Origin of the sequence: Streptomyces corynorhini (assembly GCF_003346515.1) — a bacterium.
Lineage (GTDB): Bacteria > Actinomycetota > Actinomycetes > Streptomycetales > Streptomycetaceae > Streptomyces > Streptomyces corynorhini.
Genome location: NZ_QQNA01000118.1, coordinates 169 through 21,560, shown reverse-complemented (window position 1 = coordinate 21,560; position 21,392 = coordinate 169). Strand labels below are relative to the sequence as shown.

General features: G+C 70.0%; 10 protein-coding genes. 1 reads left to right on the top strand and 9 read right to left on the bottom strand.

The window, feature by feature from the left end; genetic code table 11:
* From DVH02_RS16165 to DVH02_RS16140, 7 genes are all read right to left on the bottom strand, one after another.
* On the bottom strand, positions 1 to 1,216 hold a 1,216-nt coding region (locus DVH02_RS16165), incomplete at its 3' end, for an aldehyde dehydrogenase family protein (protein WP_114624526.1).
* A gap of 308 nt (positions 1,217 to 1,524) precedes the next feature.
* A complete protein-coding gene (locus DVH02_RS16160) occupies positions 1,525 to 3,333 on the bottom strand; it encodes an asparagine synthetase B family protein (RefSeq protein ID WP_114624525.1) in 1,809 nt (602 codons plus the stop codon).
* 20 nt (positions 3,334 to 3,353) lie between these two features.
* The gene (locus tag DVH02_RS16155) at positions 3,354 to 3,935 is read right to left on the bottom strand and encodes a hypothetical protein (RefSeq protein WP_114624524.1); all 582 of its coding nucleotides are present in this window, start codon (positions 3,933 to 3,935) and stop codon (positions 3,354 to 3,356) included.
* Entirely contained in the window at positions 3,901 to 5,646 is a 1,746-nt protein-coding gene (locus tag DVH02_RS35585) for a hypothetical protein (protein ID WP_199566299.1), read from the bottom strand. Before DVH02_RS35585 ends, DVH02_RS16155 begins: the two co-directional genes overlap by 35 nt.
* Positions 5,647 to 5,693: 47 nt before the next feature.
* Positions 5,694 to 6,440 (bottom strand): cupin domain-containing protein, encoded by a 747-nt coding sequence (locus DVH02_RS16145; RefSeq protein ID WP_233518263.1) that lies wholly within the window; start codon positions 6,438 to 6,440, stop codon positions 5,694 to 5,696.
* A 254-nt stretch (positions 6,441 to 6,694) separates the two neighbouring features.
* Entirely contained in the window at positions 6,695 to 7,120 is a 426-nt protein-coding gene (locus DVH02_RS34825) for a hypothetical protein (RefSeq protein ID WP_147286067.1), read from the bottom strand.
* Entirely contained in the window at positions 7,120 to 14,091 is a 6,972-nt protein-coding gene (locus DVH02_RS16140) for an RHS repeat domain-containing protein (RefSeq protein WP_407697633.1), read from the bottom strand. The genes DVH02_RS34825 and DVH02_RS16140 overlap by 1 nt, the downstream gene beginning before the upstream one ends.
* A 588-nt stretch (positions 14,092 to 14,679) precedes the next feature.
* Between DVH02_RS16140 and DVH02_RS16135 the strand changes: the two genes are divergently transcribed.
* Entirely contained in the window at positions 14,680 to 18,198 is a 3,519-nt protein-coding gene (locus DVH02_RS16135) for a DNRLRE domain-containing protein (RefSeq protein ID WP_114624523.1), read from the top strand.
* Between the two features lie 114 nt (positions 18,199 to 18,312).
* On the opposite strand, the gene DVH02_RS16130 is transcribed toward DVH02_RS16135, so the two are convergent.
* Positions 18,313 to 20,895 (bottom strand): galactose oxidase early set domain-containing protein, encoded by a 2,583-nt coding sequence (locus DVH02_RS16130; protein WP_114624522.1) that lies wholly within the window; start codon positions 20,893 to 20,895, stop codon positions 18,313 to 18,315.
* A partial coding sequence (locus DVH02_RS16125; RefSeq protein ID WP_233518261.1) for a GtrA family protein occupies positions 20,892 to 21,392 on the bottom strand: 501 nt, incomplete at its 5' end. The genes DVH02_RS16130 and DVH02_RS16125, both read right to left, overlap by 4 nt.

The following is a 21,392-nucleotide window of genomic DNA, read 5'->3' as shown; positions in this document are numbered from 1 at the left end:
TCGCCCCGGGCGAGGAGGGCGGCTTCTGGCGGCCCCAGCCGGTCCTCGCGGAGCTGCCGGACGACGATCCGGCGGTACGGGAGGAGGTGTTCGGGCCCCTTCTCACGGTGCAGGCCGCCTCGACGCTCTCGGCGGCCTGCACCGTGAGAAGGGGCCCGAACACCTCCTCCCGTACCGCCGGATCGTCGTCCGGCAGCTCCGCGAGGACCGTCGTGGGCCGCCAGAAGCCGCCCTCCTCGCCCGGGGCGATCTCCGTCTCGCCGCTCACCGTCACCTTCGCGGCGGAGGAGGCCACGATCCGGTCGTAACGAGCGGCCTGGTCGGCGTTGTTGAGCGGCCCGAAGTCACGGCCCGCACGGCGTTCGCGCAGGGCGGCGGTGAGCAGGGACAGCGCCGACTCGTAGTTGGCGCGGAGCGTGATGACCCGCGCCGGGACGGCGCAGCTCTGGCCCGCGTTGTACGTGGTCGCCGCCGCCAGCTCCGCCCAGGTGTCGTCGGGGGCGTCCGGCAGGACGAGGACGGGGCTGTTGCCGCCCAGTTCCAGGCTGACGCGCCGGGTCCCCGCCCGTGCCGCCACCTCGGCCCCGGCCATCGCGCTGCCGGTGAAGGCGATCATGTCGACGTCGCCCGCGACCAGCAGCCGACCGGTGTCGCGGTCGCCGGGGAGCACCCGCAGGACGCCTTCGCCCAGCGCCTCCCGCGCGTGCTCGGCAAGCAGTTCCAGCGCGTCGGGGGTGGTCTCGGCGGGCTTGGCGACCACCGTGTTTCCGGCGGCGAGGGCGGGGGCGCAGCGCCACGCGGCCATCATCAGCGGGTAGTTCCAGGGGACGACGACGCCGACGACGCCGAGGGGCTCCCAGCGCACCCAGCTCTCGTGACCCGCGACGAGGGTGCCCGCCGCCGGGGCGGTCCTGGTGCGGGCGGCACCGGCGTAGAAGCGGAAGAGGTCGGCCAGCTGTTCCACCTCGCCCGCGGCCTCGTGCACCGGCTTTCCCGTACCGGCCCGCTCCCGTACGGCGTAGTCGTCGGCGTGCTCCTCGATCAGCGCGGCGAGCCGGTCGAGCCGCCGGGAGCGTTCCTTGGGCGTGAGCGCGCGCCAGCCGGGAAGGGCGCGGCGTGCGGCTCCGATCGCGGCGGTGACCTGCGGCTCGCGGGCCACGGAGCCGGTACCGCGCGGCTTTCCGGTGCGGGGGTCGATGAGCGGAAGGGTGTCCAAGAGGGGCCTCCAGGCGCCGGTGTACGGGGACTTGAGTGACGGGGGTTGAGTAAACGGGGGGCTTGAGTGACGGGGGTTGAGTGACGGGGGACTTGAGAGGCTTGAGGGTCCGGAGGTCCAGGGTGCCTCGGGATCCCCGGGGACCTGAGGAACCTGAGGAACCGCGACGACCTGAGGAACCGCGACGACCTAAGGGACCGGGAAGACCCGAGGGGACCTGGACGACCTGAGGGACCTGGACGAGATCTGGACGACCTGAGGAACCTGGACGAGATCGGGAGGACCGGGACGATCCCGAGAACCCGGGCTCAGCCGACGTCGTACGCCCGCAGCCACAGCTCCAGCGTGAGCACGAGCCAGAGCTTCCCGCCCTGCCGGGGCAGCAGCGCTCCCTCGCCGCGCATCCACGCCCGTACGGTGTCCTCCCGGAACAGCCCCCTGTCCCGTGCCTCCCGGCCCAGCAGCAGATCGCCCGCCAGCTCGCGCAGCGGCCCGCCGAGCCACTGCTGCACGGGTACGCGCATGCCGCTCTTGGGCCGGTCCACGACCGTGCCGGGCAGCAGGTCCCGTACGGCCTCCTTCAGGACCCACTTCTCGACCGCGCCGTTCAGTTTCCACCGGGGCGGGGTGGCGAAGGCGTGGTCCACCACCCGCCGGTCGAACAGCGGGGCGCGGCCCTGGACGGACTGCGAGGCGGTGAGCCGCTCGACCTTGGTGAGGATGTGGTGGGCGCCCTTGGTGCGCAGATTGCAGTGCAGCAGCTGGTTGAGCAGGTGGTCCATCCGGCCGTCCCGGGCGGCGGGGCGCAGGTACGGGGTGACGAAACGCTGCGGAGCGGGCAGCGGGGTGAGGGCTTCGAGCGCCTCGGGGGTGAGCAGATCGGGCAGGTCGGTGAAGCACTTGCGGTACGAGCGCAGATAGGCGCTCGCGCGCGCGTCCTCGGCGGGGCCGTGGGGAGACGCGCCTCCCGGTCCGTACAGCTCGTCTCGGTGCATCTCCTGGACGAGCATCGGCAGGTTCTTCGGCCCGCCGAAGACCGGGTCGCCGCCCTCCCCGTTGAGGACGACCCGCGGCCCGTCGCCCGCCACGGCCTCCGCGAGCATCAGGTTCGGCACGGTCAGCGGGTCGCCGACGGGGCTGTCCAGCAGCGCCGCCGCGTCCGCGAGCCGCGCGGCGACGGCCTCGCCGGACACGGTGAGGATCCGGTGGCGGGTGCGGCAGTGCGCGGCGACCAGCCCCGAGTAGCCCAGCTCGTTGGGGAGTTCGGCGCCGAAGCTGATCGAGTACGTGTGTACGGGATGGTCGTGCAGCTTGGCGGCGAGTGCGGTGACCAGGGAGCTGTCGACGCCGCCGGAGAGCAGCACGCCGACGGCCTCGCCCGCCGGAAGCCGCATCGCGGTCGCCTCCTCCAGCAGTTCGCGCAGCCGCAGCACGTACGGGGTGGGGGAGGCGTCGGTCTCCCGCAGCCGCTCGCACGGCTCCCAGTAGTGCTCCTCGGTCACGGTCCCGTCCGCCGCGAGCCGCAGGCATCTGCCCGGCAGCACCTCCCGTACCCCGCGCAGCAGGGTCTCCTCGCCGGGGAGGTAGGCGAAGGTCAGGAAGGAGCGCACGGCGGCCAGTTCGAGGCCGGTGGAGAGTGCGGGCCAGCGGCGCAGGGCGCGCAGGGAGGTGGCGGCGGCCCAACTGTCCTGCGTGCGCGCGTAGAAGAGGGTCCGGGCGCCCATATGGTCCCGTATCAGGGTCAGTTCGCCGGGGTCGGCGGGGCTGTCGCCCGGTTCGTGCACGGCCAGCGCGAACATCCCCTCCGCCGCGCGGATCCCGGCGGCGCCGAGCCGCACCCAGCAGCGCAGGAGCAGCTCGCCGTCCGGGCAGCCGGGCGGGGCGGGGGCACCGGCCGCGGCGAGGGCGGCGAGCAGTTGGGGCCTGTTGTGCAGGATGACCTCGCCGACGGCGGTACGGCCGCACGCGGTGAACGGGCCTTCCGCGTATCCCGGTTCGTCCTCGACCAGCGCCAGCCGTCCGGCGCCCGCGCCGGGCCGAACGGCCGCGCCCATGGACGCGAGGTGGGCGCGTGAGCGCTCAGCTGTCGGCGCCAGACAGACCGCGAACCGCGCCATGCCCGTCCCCTTTCCACTGCCTATCCAAAGTCGTCGTCGCTCCAGCCGCTGTCGTCGTCGGAATCCCAGTCGGCGCTGCCGTCACCACCACCGCCGCCATCACCGCCACCACCACCGTCTCCGCCACCGCCGTCACCACCGCCACCACCACCGTCACCGCCGGAGGCGTTCTGGCTCGCCTGCTGCTGGCGCAGCGCCTCCTCTTCCTCCGGAGTGAGGTGCGCGGGCGGGAGCTGCGCGGCGGTGAGCGCCAGCCCCGCGATGCCGAGCCCGGCCCCGAGCCCCAGTCCGCCCAGCACGGCGCCCACGCGCCCGCCGAACGAGGTCCGGTTGACGAGGACGGTCGCGCCGCCGTCCCAGACCGTACGGCCGTATCCGATGTCCCTGCCGTAGGTCACCCGCCCGTCGGCGTACCGCCGCTTGATGATCCGGTCGCCGAGCAGTTCGTCGGTGCCCGCGGCGCCCCGGTTGTCGTGCCAGTGCACGAGGGGGCCGCCGCCGTCGCGGCGCCGCCACTCCTCGCGGCCGTCCTCGTAGGCGCGGTGGACGCTGCCGTCGGCGAGGAGTTCATCTCGGTAGGGGGTTTCGCGTGGCCGGTTCATCGTCTCGTGTCCTTGTCTCGCCCGGCGAGTCGCTCATCGGGGGCCCTGTCGGGGTGCCCGTCGGAGTTCCCGTCGGGGTGCCCGACGGCCATGTCATGAATCCCGCCGTACGCAGAGCCCGCAGCCCGCTCCACCCGGAGTGGACGGGCGTTCTCGGCCCGCGCACCAGCCGCAGGACGGTACGCAGCAGCCTGGCCGGGGGTACGGACTCCACCTCGGCGAACCGTCCCGCCGCCAGCCACTCCCGCTCGCGGGGTTCGAGCGCGGCGGGCATCGGGTCGCCGTCCGGGGAGGAGGCGGGGCCCTTGCGCGCGTACAGACGCAGCGCCGCCGCGTGCCGGGGTACGAGGCCCATCGAGACGACCCGTACGCCGGGAACCCCCGTTCCGGTCGCTCCGCCCGGTCCGCTCAGCTCGTCCCGTACGCGCGCGGTGAGCGCGACACCCGGCGCGCTCGCGTCGTGCAGGACGTGCACGGTGGCGCCCTCGACCCGGCCGAGCCCGGCGGCGAGCCGGGGGTCGAGCGGCAGGTCGTCGGCGGCGAACACCGGGCAGGCGGCCTCCAGATGGACGTCGTTGGCGAGAAGCATGCGCGCCACGGAGCGGCTCTGGCAGATGAGCAGCCGGGGCAGGCCGTAGTCGTAGAGGTCGGGCTCGCGCGGTTCACCGGTCGCGGGACGGGGCGGCTTCGCGTCCGCCGGAACGCTGTCCAGCAGCCCGGGGACCGCCCCCCCCGGCCAGGTGAGGAAGCCGACGGCCTCGGCCTCGTGCCGCGCGGGGTCGGCCGCGGCGGTGACGCGTTCGACGACCTTGGTGACGACGGCGAGGAGCTTCACCGGCGGCACCCCGGCGAGCGAGCCGCTCCGCCCCTTGGCGAGCCAGGCCACTTCGGCGTCGGTCAGCTCACCGGCCGCGCGCACCTCGTGGAGCGCCGCGAGGACCTCGGGCTCCGGCTTGTCGCCGAGCAGCGGCAGCGCGCCGGGCGCGTTCATCACGGCGCGCGGCGGCAGGCCCGCGTCCACGACCCGGCGGCCGGGCAGCGCCGCGCGTACCAGCCCGGGGAGCCGGCAGCCGATCGGGTCGGCGTGGTGCAGGACGATGACAGGAGGCGTACCCGGTATCGCCTGCACGTCCCGTACATCGGGGACCAGGGCGAGCGTGTGGCGCTGGGGCACTCCGTTGGCGGCCAGGAAGGCGGCGATGGACCGGTCGGGGCAGAGCAGGACGGCCGCCGGGCGCTCGGGCCGGGGCAGGCCGCGCAGCGCGGAGTCGTCCACGACTCCGGCGGGGAGCGCGCCGTACACCGTTTGCCAGCGGCTCATCAGGACCGAGGTGAAGTAGCCGAACGCCAGCGCCTTCCGGCGGTTGCGGCGCCCGGCCGGCGCGACGACGAGCACGATGAGCACCGCCCAGAGGATGATCCCTCCGATCACCGTGGCGGTGGCTGCCTGTTCCCCGATGCTGAGCCCGAGGGCGATCAGCCCGCCACCGGCCATGGCGGCGAGGGCGGAGCACCCCAGGGTCCCCGCGAGGCTCTCTCCCCGCGCACGCGTGCTGCGGGTCACCGCGAACCAGAGCTGGCTGACGGAGACGCTCACCCGGCCTTCGTCGGAGATCTTCTTGACGAGGCGCCGGATGCGCACGTCGCTGAGCCGAAGGGTGTTGTCCTTCGGATCGAAGGCGTAGGGCCGGCCGCATTTCGAACAGCGCATGCCGGGGCGCTCCTTGCGGAGCAGGTTCTGTTCACAGTGCGGGCAGATCACCGGGGCGCCTCCAGCCTCGACGCGGCCCTCCGCAGCCGGGCCGCGAGCCGTTCCCGTACGGAGACGGCGCCGATGCCCCGTATCCGCTGGCGCCGCTCGATGTCGCGCAGCGAGGCGGCGAGCAGCCCGTAGTCGGTGGCCACGCGCTCGACGGTCCCGACGGCCGTACCGGGGACGGCGGGATCGCGCCGCGGCAGCACGTCGGTCGCCCGCCGCTCGGCCTCGTCGGCGGTGATGGCGTAGTCCTCGTGGTCGATGCCGAAGCCGGTGTTGGCGGCGAGGATGTGCAGCGGTTTCGCGCCCCGGTTGGCAAAGGAGTGCGGCATCATCTCGGGGATCCGGATCATCGCCCCGGGGAAGAGCCGCAGTTCGGTCACCCGCCCGCGAGGCGCGTCGTACAGCCCGCACGCGGCGTGCCCGAGGCTGAGCACGATGTGCTCACCGCCGTGCGCGTGCGGCGTGAACGCGCTGCGCGGCCCGACGACACCGAGCTTGAACGTGGCGTTGGACGGCCGCTCGGGCGAGGTGTGCGCGTCGCCGACGAGGTAGTGGGCGAACTGCCCGGCGTCGATGAACCGCAGAAAGTCCTCCCGAGGCCCCAGCTCCCGCGCCCCGTCCCGGTCGGCGAACAGCACCACCCCGTCGGGCCGCAGACTGAACACCTCTACGCCGTACGGCAGTTCCCGAGCGATCCGCTCCATCCCCCGCAACACGTCCCCCTCGCGTCCACCGATCACGACCACGATCGCATCGTAGGACCGCCACGGGAACACCCAGAGCGAACATGGTGAACGAGGACCGCACCCAGCATGAACACAGAGCGACCAGGCCGACGCGGCGCACCCCTCTCCCGCGCGTCGGCGCACAGGGCACGGGGAGGGGTGCGTCGGCGCGCACGGCTCGGACGCACGAACGGCGCTCCTCCGATTCCCTGACCCGGCGTTCTCGGACATCACGTCACGTCGATCAAGTGCGGGTGCTTGCGCGGACTCTCCCTTTACCGAGGGGCGCACCCTGGATCCACCCTGAAACCCAGCATTTCACTCACCTTCAGGCTGATCTCGTCGAGCAGCGCGTCTTCAACATTCGGAATGACGAATGAATTCCCATGAACACGCGAAATGAAATCATCAGGCAATGGCACATCGTACCGTTCTACGTAATGCGCCAGATCCCAACGCCACACCCATAGACCATCTGTCAATACTGATGATCCTCCGGCGATTCGATCAGTCCCACCCAGGACATCAGTAGTGAGCTCCATCACATCCAGGATCGGGTACCCGTTTCTCAGATACCCACCAAGCTGGGCACCGGCAGTTCCCCCGCCCCCCTGGATTTCCGGAGTGCCGATGTCTTCCAGATAGACCGACGGGCCGTTCAGTGGCTTCAACTGCTCATAGAAGCCTACAAACCTGATCATCACATCACTCCGTGTGAACCATTATTGAGGATCGGAAGAAACATTCTCCAGGATCCCTCGTTGGCGATTTGCGGCTGCTGCCCGGCACCGAGTCGCGGATTCGTTCCCACCATGTCTGTAGGCGCCCGGACCGCGACACGAAGCTCATCGGCCACCTGCTGAGCAATCCCCGACGATCCAGAATGACACACCAATAGCCGAACACATCCCCCACTATAATTGGGATTATTCGTCACGGCGTCGACAATCTGACCTCCGTTGACTCGATCTTGGCCGAGTTCCAAAAATCCGTCGCGCGACCCGTGTGCAACCACGTCGTGGTCACCAGCGTTGGCCACGTTATGAGAGTTTCTCACGCTTTTCGCATCGTCGCCGATGCGAGTGAACGACTTACCATGTGTGACCTTGGCGCCAGCCGGTATCGCACTGTCCATGTGATCGACACCCGAAACGCCCCCCTTGGCGGCGACCGCTTTGCCCCCTCTGCCGACCACCTTGGAGGCGACCGCCTTAACGCCCTTGGCCAGTACGCCGCCGACCGCTCCCCCGACCGCCCCGCTGACACCACCGATCAGCGCGCCCTTGCCGATGGCGGATCCGTAGCCGCCGATGCTCTTGTCGGCCGAGGAATCCATCGCGTTGCCGACAGCGGCCCCCGCCGCGCCGGCCAGTGCTCCGCAGCCCGCTCCCACGGCGACGGCTCCCACCCCGGCGGTGACCGCGCCCGCGCCGACCGCCACGGCGCCACAGGTGACGCCGACCGTGATTTCGACCGTGATGGTGATCATCTCTGTCTTGTGCTTCTTGAACCATCTCCCGCCCTTGCACCACACGTCGCAGGGCTCGGACTTGGCCACCGTGACGGTCTTGGTCTGGGTGTAGGTGACCGTGGTGCGGGCGCCCGCGGAAGTGGAAGTTCCACCGCCACCACCGCCACCGGCGTTACCTCCACCGCCGGTGTCCCCGGTCTTCTCCTTCTTCTTCGGACCGCCCCCGTAGTGCTGCGAGGGGTTCCCGGGCCCGTGACCGCAGATGTCCGCCGGGCAGAGTCCCGTCGGGTCGCTGCTGCTGATGGGGCTGTTGTTGCTGTACGCGTACCCGTTCATCTGGAGCGGGTCGGTGATGTCGACGACCGGGTCCGCCGTCAGGAAGCGGCCCGCAGCCTGGTCGTACTCGCGGGCCCCGAGATGAGTGAGGCCGGTGGCGGAGTCGTCGATGCCCGTGCCGAGATAGCCGCGCTTGTTCGGCCATGTGGTCGGCTTGGGGCCGCGGGTCTCGCCGAACGGCTTGAAGGCGCGGCGCGTGACCGTCTGGCCCGCGGTGAGGCCGACCGTCGTGTTGGCGGTGCCCACCTGGTCCGAGATGAGGACGTTGAGCTGGTGGCCCGTGGCCGCGCCGTTGGTCGTGGTGCGTACGACGGTGGGTGCGCCATCCTGGGCGTAGGCGCGGGAGGCGCGAGTGATCTTGCCGGTGGAGTCGGTCGTCAGCTCGGTCTCCCCCAGGTACAGGGTCGAGCCGGTGGGCGAGTTCTCCAGAAGGCGGTTGCCGTCGGCGTCGTAGACGTAGCGCGTCTGAACGCCGTCGTCGGTGATCGTTTCGAGCCGGTCCTCGGCGTTCCACACCAGTTTCTGCGTGGTCTTGGGGAGGTCGCGGACCGTGGTGTTGCCGACGTCGTCATTCGTGTAGACACTGCCCTGGCCCGCCGGCGTGGAGGTGACCGACGTGAGGGCATGCGGCTGGGCGTGGGTCTGTCCGGTAGCCGGGCGGCCGTAGCCGTACTTGAAGGTGACGTTCTTCGTGGCGTCGGCGGTGTTGTGTTCCGTCAGCGTGGCACGGTTGCCGAGCCAGTCGTACGTGAACGCCTGCCGGTAGGCGGTGGTACCGGTCGAGACCGTCGAGGCGAGCGGAGCCGCAGCGCCCAGCGAGGCGGTCAGTTTCGAGCTGGGGCTCGTGGTGTCCGTGGTCAGGGTGGGGGCTTCGGCGACCGGCCCGCCCGAAGTCTTGCCGTCCTTCTGGTAGCCCCAGTTGGTGCCGCCCGAGGAGCGGCAGCCGGTACCGCCCTGGTCCGGAGTGATGTTGGACGTCCAGGCGTGCACCAGTTCGCCCAGCGCGTCGTACGTGTAGCACTGGTTGTCCCAGGAGGTGCCAGCGGTGTCCGTGAGCCGGCGCGCGTTGGAGGAGATGTTCCCCGAGGCGTCGTACGAGTAGTAACTGTCGGAGACGCGGGGGTTTCCGATGCCGCCGTTCTCGCGGTCGGTGACTGTGCGCTGGAGGCTGCCGGAGTGCTGGTCGACGAAGTTGGTCGTCCACACGCGGGTCGGCTGGGCGCCGTTGGCGGTGCGCTGGACCTCTCCGTACGGGGAGTAGGTGACGTCCGAGGTGTACCAGTCGATGCCGGACGTGGACTCCGGGAGGCCGTCGTCGTCGTAACGCGTGACGACCTTTTCCTTCGCCAGACCGCCCTTGGCCGGGAGCGTGACCGACAGGGGCTTTCCTGTCGGCGTGTACGCGTAGGAGTAGGCGTACGTGCCGGACAGCCCGGTGGTCATCGAGTTGGCGGGGATGACCATCTCCCGGCCGGTCGGCCGGTAGTCGGTGTCGTAGCCGGTGATCCGGTTGGTGTACTCGGCGCCGGACGCGTCACGCCGGAGCGAGGACACGGGCAGGCCGACCGCGCCCGGGACACCGTCGTACGCGAACTCCTTGACCGGCTTGTTGTCGGCCGCGCCCTCACGGACCGCTTTGGTGCGGCCCAGGACGTCGTACTCGGTGTACAGGCTCTTGCCGAGCGCGTCCGTCGTCTTGATCTGGCGGTCGGCGTCGTCGTACTCGAAGGAGGTGGAGCCGCTGTCCGGGTCGGTCGACGCCGCGAGCCGCCCCCGCGCGTCGTAGGTGTACGTCCAGGCGTTGCCGGCCGGGTCGGTGGCCTTGGTCTGGTTCCCTCGGGCGTCGTACGTGTAGTTCGTCGTCCGGTAGCTCGCTACACCGTCCGCCGCGGTGTAGTGCCGTACGGACGTGACCCGGCCCATGGCGTCGGTGAAGCTCTTGGTCGCCGGGGCACTGGAGCCGGGCGGTTTCACGTAGACCGTGGTATCCGTGTACGTGGTGTATGTCGCGTACTGGTAGTCGGCGCCGTGGTAGACGGACGAGCGGACCACGCGCTCCATTCCGTCGTACCGCGTCCTGGTCTTGCTCGGTACGAGCGACTCCGAGATGCGGGCGAAGAGCCGGGTGTCCGGGGCGCCCTTGGCCAGGTAGCCGCCGGTCTGCTCCCACACCTGGCCGTGGTCGTCGTATTTGGTGTCGCTGATGATCCGGCCCGCGCCGTGGGCCTCGCTCTGGGTCTGCACCTGACGCATCAGGCCGTCGTAGAGGGTGACCTGGCTGCTGTAACTCCCGTCGTCCTTGAGCGCCTTGACGGTGACGGCGGCCGGCTTGGTCTCGTCCTTCGTGGCGACGGCGGCCTGGTACGAGATCTCCGCGTCCGGCGACTTGCCGCCCGAAGAACGGGACGGGGACCAGCCCTTGACGACGCGACCGAGCGCGTCGTACTCGGTACGGGTCACCCGGCCGTTGGCATCGGTGACGGTGAGCGGCAGGGCGCGGCCCGGGTCATAGGTCGTCGTGGAGGCGTGCCCCAGCTGATTGACGGTCTTGACGGAGGTGACGGGACCGCCCTCGGCAGGCGTGTAGACGGTCTCCGACGTGCCGGTCAGCGGCTCGGTGGCCTTCCGGATCCGGCCCAGGTCGTCGTAGGTGCTGGTGCTGGTCACGGAGTGGGCGGTGCCCTTGCCGTCGATCTCGGCGAGTGCCGTCTCCAGCCCCTTCGTCGGGGCGGTCCCCCATGCCTGGCCGTCGTAGGACGTACGCACCGAACTCAGCAACTGGGTGCTCGGGTCGGCCGTGTCGAATGCTGCGCAGGGCGTGGCGGTGGAGCGGGCCTCCTTGGCCTTGCCGATGATCCAGGCGGTGGTGTTGTGCAGGTACGAGGTCCGCACACACACCTGATTGCTGCGGGTCTCGCCGGTCCCGTTGGGCTTGACGACCGACATCTCGACCTGGGTGGGCAGCCCGTAGGTGTCGTCCACCGTGGTCTCGGTACGGAGCGCCTGCCAGCTGCTGTCGACGGTCTGGATGGCGTCGGTACGTGCCACCCAGACGCGCTGGGCGCGCAGCGGCTCCAGCTCCGTGGCGTCCTCGGCCTCACGGACGCGGGACGCGGTCTGCTCGGACCGGGGGAAGGTCAGGGTGCGCTTGAGGAGCCGGCCTTGCGAGTGCTCGTAGGTGAGGGTCTCCGCGGTCATTCCGGCGAACTGCGCGGCGTCGTCGGCGATCAGTTCCACCGCGCCCGCGGAGTCCTTGACCGCACCGCCCGTGCCTTGGAAGAAGCGGGTGACGGAGTACGACTGCGAGTCGGGGTCGCCCTGCTGGGACGTGGACTTGCTTCCCTTGGTGACTGCCACCTGGCGATAGCCGCGCCACACGCTGTACGTGCGCAGCGACGGCCGGGTGAACTCGTCGTCGGTCCTGTCCCAGGCCGGCGAGGAGTACGCGTACGACGTGACGACGGGCTTGCCGTGCGTGGTGACCCGGTCCCTTTCGGTCACCGAGTCGACGACGTACTTGTTGAACCAGGCCTTGGCCGGTGTCTTCACGTCACCGTCGGGGGACCATCGCACCGGATAGCAGGTGGTGTTGTTCCTGCCCTTGTCGGTGGCGGGTTCGGTGGCACAGCCGCCGCGGTACTCGACCTCGATGTCGCCGCCGTTCTCGGTCGCGACGACGCCGACACGCGGGCGGGTGAAACCGGGCCGCTGGTCGCCCGCTCCCGAGGAGACGAGGTTGGGCAGCTGCCGGTCCCGCAGCCTCGCCCTCAGCGGGGAGGAGGAGCCAACGGTGTAGTGGCCGAAGCTGACGCCGTCCTTGGACTGGACCGTCCCCTTGGTGTCGCCCGGTGCGAAGCCCGTGCGGGTCACGGAGTTGAGCCAGAGTCCGGGCGACGTGTCGTACCAGTCGGCGGGGAACGACTGGTGAAGCGTGTAGGTGTCCACCCTGCCCAGGCCGCTCTGTCCGGGGCGGGCCGCCTTCGTGGTGATCGTGTCCAGGCGCAGCTGGGTCCAGAAGGAGGGGAAAGCCTGGCACAGCTTGGAGGTGGCCTTGCAATTGAGGTTGCCGGGAGTGTCCCACCAGGGGCGGTACGCGCCGGGGTCGTCGGTCTTGGCGAAGTTGGCGGCGTCGCAGGCGGTGCCCGCCTTGAGGCAGCGCTGTTTGACACCGAACTCGACGACGGCCGAAGGCTTCGTCAGATCGGAGACGCGCATGCCGTACTCGATGGAGACCGGGTAGGCGGCCCGGTCGTACCTCTCGGGCGACTTGAACTTCTTGTTGACGGCGTAGTAGTTGCTCTCCTGCTTCCAGTTGACGACCATCGCGTTGCCGTGGACGTCGACGACCTTGTCCATACCCCAGCGCCACGCCTGCTGCTTGCCCGCGCCGCAGCGGGACTCGGCGAAGGTGGTGGCGTGGCAGGGTTCGCCAGGGTGGTTGCCGTAGACGGGGACGGTGGAGACCGAGGTGGTGTTCGCGTGGCCGCCGCCGACCGCGTTCAGGCCGTAGTAGTACGTCGTACCGTCGGGCGTGGTGACGATCCAGTACTCGCCGTTGTTGTCGGCGTTGGTGGCACCGGTCTTCAGCTCGACGCGGGTGCCGTCGTCGTTCTGCGGACGGTAGATGTTTGTGGCGCCCACCCGGACGAGTTCGACTGTGCGCCCGTTGAGGGACATGACCGCGTTGTACGACAGCCAGCACAGGTCGGAGGTCTTGCTCTTGGCGGCGGTGTTGTTGGGCTCACCGGCCTTGAGTTTCTTGGTGTCGTCCTTGCAGGAGCGGTAACGCCGCTCGATGTGACCCGGCTCGTAGTCCCAGCCCTCGCCGATCCAGGACGCCTGGGGCGAGGAGACCGCGGTCTTCCCGTCCACCTGCTGGGAGTCGTACTCCAGGGAGATGTTGGGTGAGGGCCCGGCGGGGGTGGGCGGCACGGTCAGCGGATACGACCAGGAGAACGAGCCGGACGAACCACCGGCGGCCCAGTTCCCGCTGGAGGAGAGCGGAGTCGCCGTGAACGAACCGCCGCTGCCGGAACCGGAGTCGGTGAGGCCGAGGACGGCCGTCGAACCACCGGCCGCCGCCGTGGTCGCCGCCGCGACCGTGGTCGCTCCGCCCCGGTAGGCGGCCTGCTGGACAGCCGGGGCGCCGCTGTTCCGGCCCGATGACGCGGAGGCAGGAGTGGCTGGCTCCGCGGCAGTCGTATCCACCGTCGCGGTGACGGTCCCCGAGCCGGTGTCGTTGACCGACTCCAGTTCCTCGTACGCCTGGCACTCCTCGACGTCGGGCGTCGTGAGGTAGCACTCGGGGAACTGGACGAGACGCAGTCGCGAGGCCCAGTCCGCGCCGTAGAGGTTCTTGAACTTCTCATAGTCGAACCGCACCGACACCGGAACGGCGCCGGTGGACGGCGCCTGCACGGTGACCACCGCGCCGTCGACACCGCGCTCCACGGTCTCCGCGCGGCCGGCCACCGCGACCTTCCACGTACCGCTCGGGGCATCCTCTCCCGCCGCCTGCCCCAGGCTGACCGGCAAGCCCTCGACCGGGGTCGCCGCCATGCGCGCCGCGTCGTCACTGGGCACCGTGCGGGCGGAGGCGGGTGCCGTACCGGATCCGAAGGTGACCTCGCCGCTCTTGGCGGCGGGAACGGTGGTCGTGCCCGAGGGGGCCTGCTCCAGGTCGTCCGGGGTCTCGGTCTTGAGGCTTTCGAGGTTCTTGTTGACGATCCGGCCCGGCATCTCCTTGTCCTGGTCGAGCTTCTCCAGGACGACTTCACTGCGCCCCACGCTGGCGGGGTCGGGGGGCAGGGCGAATGCCTGGGCGGGCAGGAGAGTCACGAGCAGAGCGAGGCCCACGGCGGGCACCACCGTGTGGCGAACACGACGTCTACGACGGCGAGTTTCAGACAGACGAGACACGCCAGATCCCCCCGGACCATGTGGCACGGCACCGGGCGGGCCGCACAGGACGTCATACAAGAACGCGCCGATTCTGTGGGGACAGCGTGAAGAAAGGCCAGGGAAATAGTGACTACGTGATGATCGTCACGCCATGTAGTGGATCAATCACGCACCAGTACGGGGAAATGAGAAGACAACCGAACAGATAAGTCCATAAAAGAGCGATGAGATCTACATCCGACATCACGGAGATCACGCCACTTAAAAGGAATATGCACCTGCCCGATTGTCGAATGGGCCAGCTTTTGAACATATTTGCGTTGTCCCCGAGATTGCGCGGGGCTCACGAGAGGTGTGTGCGCACCGGAAGGCGCCACACGCGTACCGGAGCGCGCACGTTTCCGCAGAGGGTGACGAATGTTCACCCATGGGTCATGATCTGCTCGCTCGTTCCGTGCGCTCAGGCCCTTTGTCCCGCTGCGTTCGCGTGAGGAGCGTCGTATCCCCGATCGGTGATCCGCCGACCGGGGTCAAGGGGGAGGGGTCTCACTCATGTCGTCGCCACGCCGGTTCCGCCTGCCGGGCAGCCGCACCGTCGCCGTGGTCTGCGCCGCCGCCGTCGCCGCGACCGGTCTGACCTACGCGGGTCTGCGACTGGCCGACCCCGACGCCGCGCCCAACACGGCACGGCCGTCCACCCGCTCGGCCCCTTCGGTGTCCAGTGAGAGCGACGCCGTCGCCAGGGCTGCCGACACCGGCAAGCTGGTGGAGGTCGCCTCGCTGCGCACCGCCGACTCCACCACATGGGCCCGTCCGGGTGGCCAGATGCTCCGCCGGGTCCATGTCTCCCCCATCCGCGCCAAGATCGACGGCGAATGGCAGCCGATCGACCGATCGCTGTACCGCACCGACCGCGGCTGGGAGCCCCGGGCCACCAACGCCGGGATGGTGTTCTCCGCGGGCTCCACGGAGTCCGGAGGGAAAGCGGAAACGGCCGGAGAGAAGCGGGCGTCACGCACCACGGAACACCGCGTCTCGCTTCTGAAGGGCACGAGCGCGAAGGCCGAAGCGGCGGCGAGCCCGCTGGTCACCCTGCACACCAACGGCCACGACATCCAACTGACCTGGCCGGGACCGATTCCGCAGCCGGTAATCGACGACAACCGGGCGCTGTATCCCGAGATCATTCCCGGCGCGGACCTGGTACTCACGGCGGACGACGACGGGTTCTCCCAGCTCCTCGTGGTGAAGAACCGCACCGCCGCCGCCGACCCCCGCGTCGCGCGGCTCTCGTACGGCCTCACCTCCCCCACCCTCACCTTCCGGCTCGATCCGTCCTCTCACATCGTCAGCGCCGAGAACGCCTACGGCGACGAAGTCGCCATGTCGCCGACCCCCGTGATGTGGGACAGCGCCGGGGCCTCGGCCGTCACCGACGGCGAGGTGGGCGCGACCGCGCAGCCCACCAGCCCCGAGGTGCTGCCGTCCGCGCCCGAGAACTCCGAAGAGCCGGAGCCGGACACCCCTGGGGAGACGCCCTCGGCCGGGGACAGCGACGAGAGCCAGTCCGACGAACAGACGGACGAGGACGAGGAGGACCTGCCGGCCGCGAGCGACGAGCCCGTCGCCGATGTCCCGGAATCCCCCTTGCCGCCGGCTCCCCCGGAGCCGACGCCGGAACCGGCGAAGACCGGAGAGGCGGCCACGCTGTCGCTGCCCGGCCTCGACGGCCCGTCCCCCGACTCCCATGGCTCGCTGGTCGACACAGACCTCTCCGGCGCCGACTGGGTCATCACTCCGGACGCGGAGCTGCTCTCCGACCCGTCCACCGTCTTCCCCGTCTTCATCGACCCGTCGGTGAAGAAGCACACCCAGAACTGGACCACCGTCTACGACCGCTATCCGAAGGCGACCTTCTACAACGGCAAGGGCTTCAACAAGGGCGGCACCCACGAGGCGAGGGTCGGCTTCGAGTCCGACACCTGGGGCACCTCACGCTCCTTCTTCAACCTCGACTTCGACACGAACGGCACCATCAAGGGCGCGGTCATCACCTCGGCGAGGCTGCGCGTTCTGGAGACCTACGCCTGGTCGTGCAGCGATCGGGCCATGAGCGTGCATCTCACCAGTGAGATCGACTCGAAGACCAACTGGAAGAACGCCCCGAAGCTGCACGACGGCAACAAGATCTCCACCAAGAGCTTCGCGCACGGCTGGAAGTCCAGCTGCCCGGACGCGTACGAGACGTTCGACGTCAAGAAGGCCGCCCAACAGGCCGCCGACAAGGGCTCGGGCAGCATCACGTTCGGCATGCGCGCGGTGAACGAGAACTCCCAGTACGCCTGGAAGAAGTTCGCCGTGGACGGCGGCGACTACGCGCCGTACCTCGAAATCGCCTACAACCGCCGTCCCGCCGACCCCACCCGGCTGGCTTTCGGTCCCGAGTCCAAGTGCACCACGACCACGCCCTACGTGCGGATGGGCGCCGGCGAGATCACCTTCACCGCCTCGGCGACGGACAAGGACAAGAACCTCGACTACCTGGACTTCGACCTGTGGCCGACCGGCAAGTGGGCCACCACCGGGGACCTGCTCAAGTCGGCCGGGAAGGTGTCCGTGGGCAAGAACACCGACAGCGCCCGCGTGACGACGACCGCCTTCTCCACCAGCAAGCTGACCAACAACACCACGTACTCATGGCGCGTCAGGGCCTTCGACGACGCCGGTGCCTCATCGGGGTACTCACCCAAGACAACGCCCTGCCGGTTCATCCTGGACACCACCGCCCCCAAGCCGCCCAAGGTCTCCTCAAGCGACTTCCCCAATGCCGATGAGAACGAGAACGGCTTCGGCAACGAGCCCGAGGACACTCTCTGGAGCAAGATCAAATTCGGCACTCCGGGCACCTTCACCGTGCGCGCGCTCGACAAGGACGTGGTGCGTTACGAGTACGGCTACAACGGAGCCGGTTACTCGTTCACCCTGGCCCGTACGGCGGGCACCGCGACCACGGTCAGTGCCACGATCAAGAACGCCAAGCCCCCGTCGGCCGGCCCCAACGTGCTGTACGTACGGACCGTGGACGGCGCCGGCAACACCTCCGCGGCGACCAAGTACTTCTTTTACGTCGCGCCGAAAGAGAAGGCGGACAGCCCCGGTGACTTCAGCGGGGACGGCATACCCGACCTGATGACCGTCACGGAGAAGGGCAACCTCGGCCTCTACGCCGGACAGATGGACAAGGACCTCGTCAAGGGGAACGGGAGGCTGGGCTTCTCCATGCCCGGCGCCTATCGCGACAACCCCGTGAAAGACCCCAACGGCGACGACCTCCCGCCCTTCGTCTCCGCGCCTTCAGGACACTTCAACAACGCCCTGGTCACCCATAACGGGGACGTGTACGGCGGCGACGGCATCCAGGACCTCATCGTGCGTGTCGGCGGCAAGCTCTGGGTCTACCCCGGTGACGGCTACGGCGCCGTGAACGTCAGCAAGCGGCGCGAGATCCTGCTTCCGGCCAACGCCCCGGACCCCGGCACCTTCACCCAGATCGTCTCGGCGGGCGACGCCAACGGAGACGGCAAGGCCGACTTCTTCGTGACGGTCGGGGACGCGCTGTGGGTACTCGTCGGCTACAACGGCGCGACGGTCGAGACGGCCACGCGCCTCTCCGGTTCCGCCTGGACCAACCGCGACATCGTCACCGCCCTGGACGTGACCGGTGACGGCGTCACCGACCTCGTCTACCGGTCGGATGCGTCCGGCCGACTGCTGCTGCGCACCGGGATCAAGGCCGCGTCCGGTGGTGTCGACTTCAACTCGCTCGCCTCCGCGGCCAATTCGGCTGCGGGACTCGACGCTCAGTACGGAGCCTCCGGCTGGTCAAGTACGGCTATCCCGCATCTCATGGGCACCCCGGACGCCAACGGCGACGGCATCCCCGACATCTGGGCCGTCATGGCCAACGGATCCGTGCGCTTCTACGCGGGCAGCAAGACGGCGCTCACCGGCAGCGGCGCCGAGATCATCTCGTCGGCGAGTTACTGGAAAACCCGGCAGACCATCGGCTGAACCGGGTCGCCCCGGCCGGACCGGCGCGGCCCCCGCCGCGCGCGGGTGTGGTCCTGCCCTCGTACTCCGGCGAGGACCACACCCGTTCCGCGCGCCCCGTGTGCCGCGCCGAGGTCAGCCCCGCCCCGTATCGCCCTTCCCGCACGCCACCCCGTCGCCGTCCGGGTCCAGGCGGAGGGGGTCGTCCTGGCCGTTGACCTTCAGGGCGCCGTAGCCGTGGGTGGCGAGCCAGGCGCAGCGGGCCTTGGTGGTGGCGGCCGGGGTGGCGCCCCGTACCGTGTCGGGGAAGGCCGTCGGTACGCAGACGCCGGCCGTGCCGTAGTGGCGGTCGCACCCCGCGACGCTGGGGGGCACCGGGGCCGAAGTGCGTTTCTTGGCGGGCTTCTTGGCGGGTTTCTCCAGCTCCCCCGCGAAGTCGTGGACGTGGGCCGAGGCCATCGCCCGGTCGGCGAGCGCCGGCAGGCCGCCCAGGTGGATCCACTCCGCCACCGAGGGGACGCCCGCCGCGTCGACCGCGAAGAGCATGTACCAGCCGGGCGGCGCCAGGTTGGGGTTGTCGGTGACGTTGAGGTCGATCGTGCGCTCGTCGTCGGCGTCGACCGTCAGTGGCAGGTCCACGAAGCGCTGGTTGGGGTCGGAGGAGTGGGTGACGGCGGCCGGGCGGATCAGCTCCGCCTTGGCGATCGGCCGGTCGACGGTGATGCGCCGCGTGTCGCCGTACAGCCACTGGTCCCCCGCGAGCGAGGTGATCGTGGGCCGCGCGCCCTTGAGGAGGTACGGCGGGGTGTAGAGCGAGACGTGGTGGTTCCAGGAGCCGTTGCCCGGGTTGTCGCCGGTCGTCATCACGCGGCCGTCCGGCAGCAGGAACGCCGACGAGTGGTAGCCGCGCGCCTCGGGGTCCACGGCCACCGGGGTGAAGGTGTTCAGCACCGGGTCGAAGAGGGACGTCTCGTACACCGGGTTGGCCCGGTTGTGCAGCGCGCCGCCGGTCTCCAGCACCTTGCCGTCCGGCAGCAGCACCGCCGAGCCGTACATCTTGCCCTGGTCCCCGGTCTGGGGCTGCGGTCCCGCGCCCAGGTCCACCGTGCCCTGCGGGAGCAACGGGCCATGTGTATAGGCGGGGTTGGGCTCCTTCAGGTCGATGAGGTCGGTGAGGCGGTTCGCCTCGGGGTTGGAGTCGATGTTGCCGCCGCCGATGGTCAGCACCCGCTGGTCCTGCGCGGGCGGCAGCAGTACGCTCGCCGACTGGTCGCGCTCGTCCTTGTTCTGGAGCCCCGGCACGTCCGTCACGGTGTTGGCGTCGTAGTCGTAGACCGAGGCGCCGGTGCCGGGGGTGCCGTTGCCGAAGACATGGCTGCCGGAGTAGAACAGCCGGCCGTCCTGCATGAGGATCATCGACGGGTACAGCCCCCAGTACGACCAGGTCTGGTTGACCTGCGTCATCGGCAGCCACTTGTCCTGCGCGGCCGACCAGCGCTCGGCGGTGACGGAGCCGCTGGAGTCCTCGCGCAGCCCGCCGAAGGACATCACGTCGCCGTTGCCCATGATCGTGGCCGACGGGTACCAGTGGCCGTCGTTCATGTCGTTGGTCCTGCTGTACGTCTCGGTGTCCGGATCGAAGACGTAGCTGTCCTTGAATCCCTGGTAGCCGACCGTGCCGTCCGCCGACGGGTAGCCCTTGTTGCCGCTCATCACCAGCACCCGGCCGTCGGAGAGCTGGACGTGGCCCGAGCAGAACATGTCGTCGGGGGTGGGGATCGTGCGGTACGAGCCGTCCTGCGGGTCGTAGACGGCGGAGGTGAACGTGCCGGCCGCGAACATGTCGGTGTCGTTGCCCGACCCGGCGATGAGCAGCACCTTGCCGTTGTTGAGCACCACCGAGTGCATCGAGCGCACGGGGTTGAGCGTCGGCAGGACCTCCCACGTCCCGTGCGCGCACTGTTCGGCGGTGCCGGTGCACTCGGGTGCCACGGGCGGCGCGGCGACCTCCTCCATCGCGTAGTCGTCGGTCGTCACACTGCCCGTCCCGTACACCGAGACGCCCCAGCTGATCCGGTCGGTGCCCGGCGGTACGGCGGGGGTACGGACCGACGCCTGCTGGTAACCGGCGCTCAGGTCAAGGGTTTTGAGGTCCGTCCAGTACTGCCAGCCCGCCGTGGTGTCGTGGCGGAACAGGGTGATCGCCGCGTCGGGGGTGGTGGACCTGTACCAGAGGGACAGGTCGTACTGGAGCCCTTCCCCGACCGTCGGCGCGCACGCGGCGGACTCCGTGATGAGCGCCTTGCGGTCGCCGTCGACGCGGCGGGTCAGCTCGACCTTGAGGGCTTTCGTACCGGAGTGGGCGTCGGCGACGACGTCGAAGGAGAAGTCGTTGTCGCCCCAGCCGGACCGCTCCCAGCAGTACGGCATCCCGTCGGCGCCGGTGCCCGCGGTCTCGAACCCCGGGTTCTTGATGAGGTTGGGCCCGGCGGCGGCCGGGTGCTGCGCGCCGAGCAGCAGCCCGCCGGTGAGCGCGGCCACGGCGAGCAGGGCGGTACGGCGGCGGGACGCGCGGCGAGCCGTACCGCGTGCGGTACTGCGTGCGGTACTGCGTGCGGTACTGCGTCCCGTACCGCGTGGTGTAAGGGCGGTGACACGGCGGGCGATGCGGGCGTACGTCAGCGGAGAGGGGCGCCGTCCGGCGCGCGTACGGCTCATCGGCTCGCCTCGCTCACGCTCTCCACCCGGTCGGCGCCTGCCCCGGGCCGCCGCGCGCGCACCACCGTCCCGCGCGCCGCACGCTGCCGCTTCGGCAGATACACCAGCGCCTCCGTCCCCACGAACCTCAGCACGAACGTCGCCAGCAGCCCGCACACCGTCGCGGGCAGCACCGCCATCCCGAGCCACGCCACGAACAGCGCGATCAGCGGGATCCGCAGCAGCAGATCGGCGTTGGCGAGCAGCGCGAACCGGCCCACCCGGTCCGCCCAGTGCCGGTGCGCGCGGCGGTCGCGGAACAGGAGCGTCTCGATCAGCAGGAAGTTCCACAGCACTCCGGACTGGTTGGCCAGCACCTCGGCCGGCAGATAGTGCATCCCGGCCGCCGTCAGCCCGTACAGCGCGAGGAGGTTCGGTACGAAACCGGTCAGCCCGATCAGTCCGAAGACGGCCATCCGGGCGGCGGGCGCGGCGGTGCGCAGCTCCACCAGGTGGCG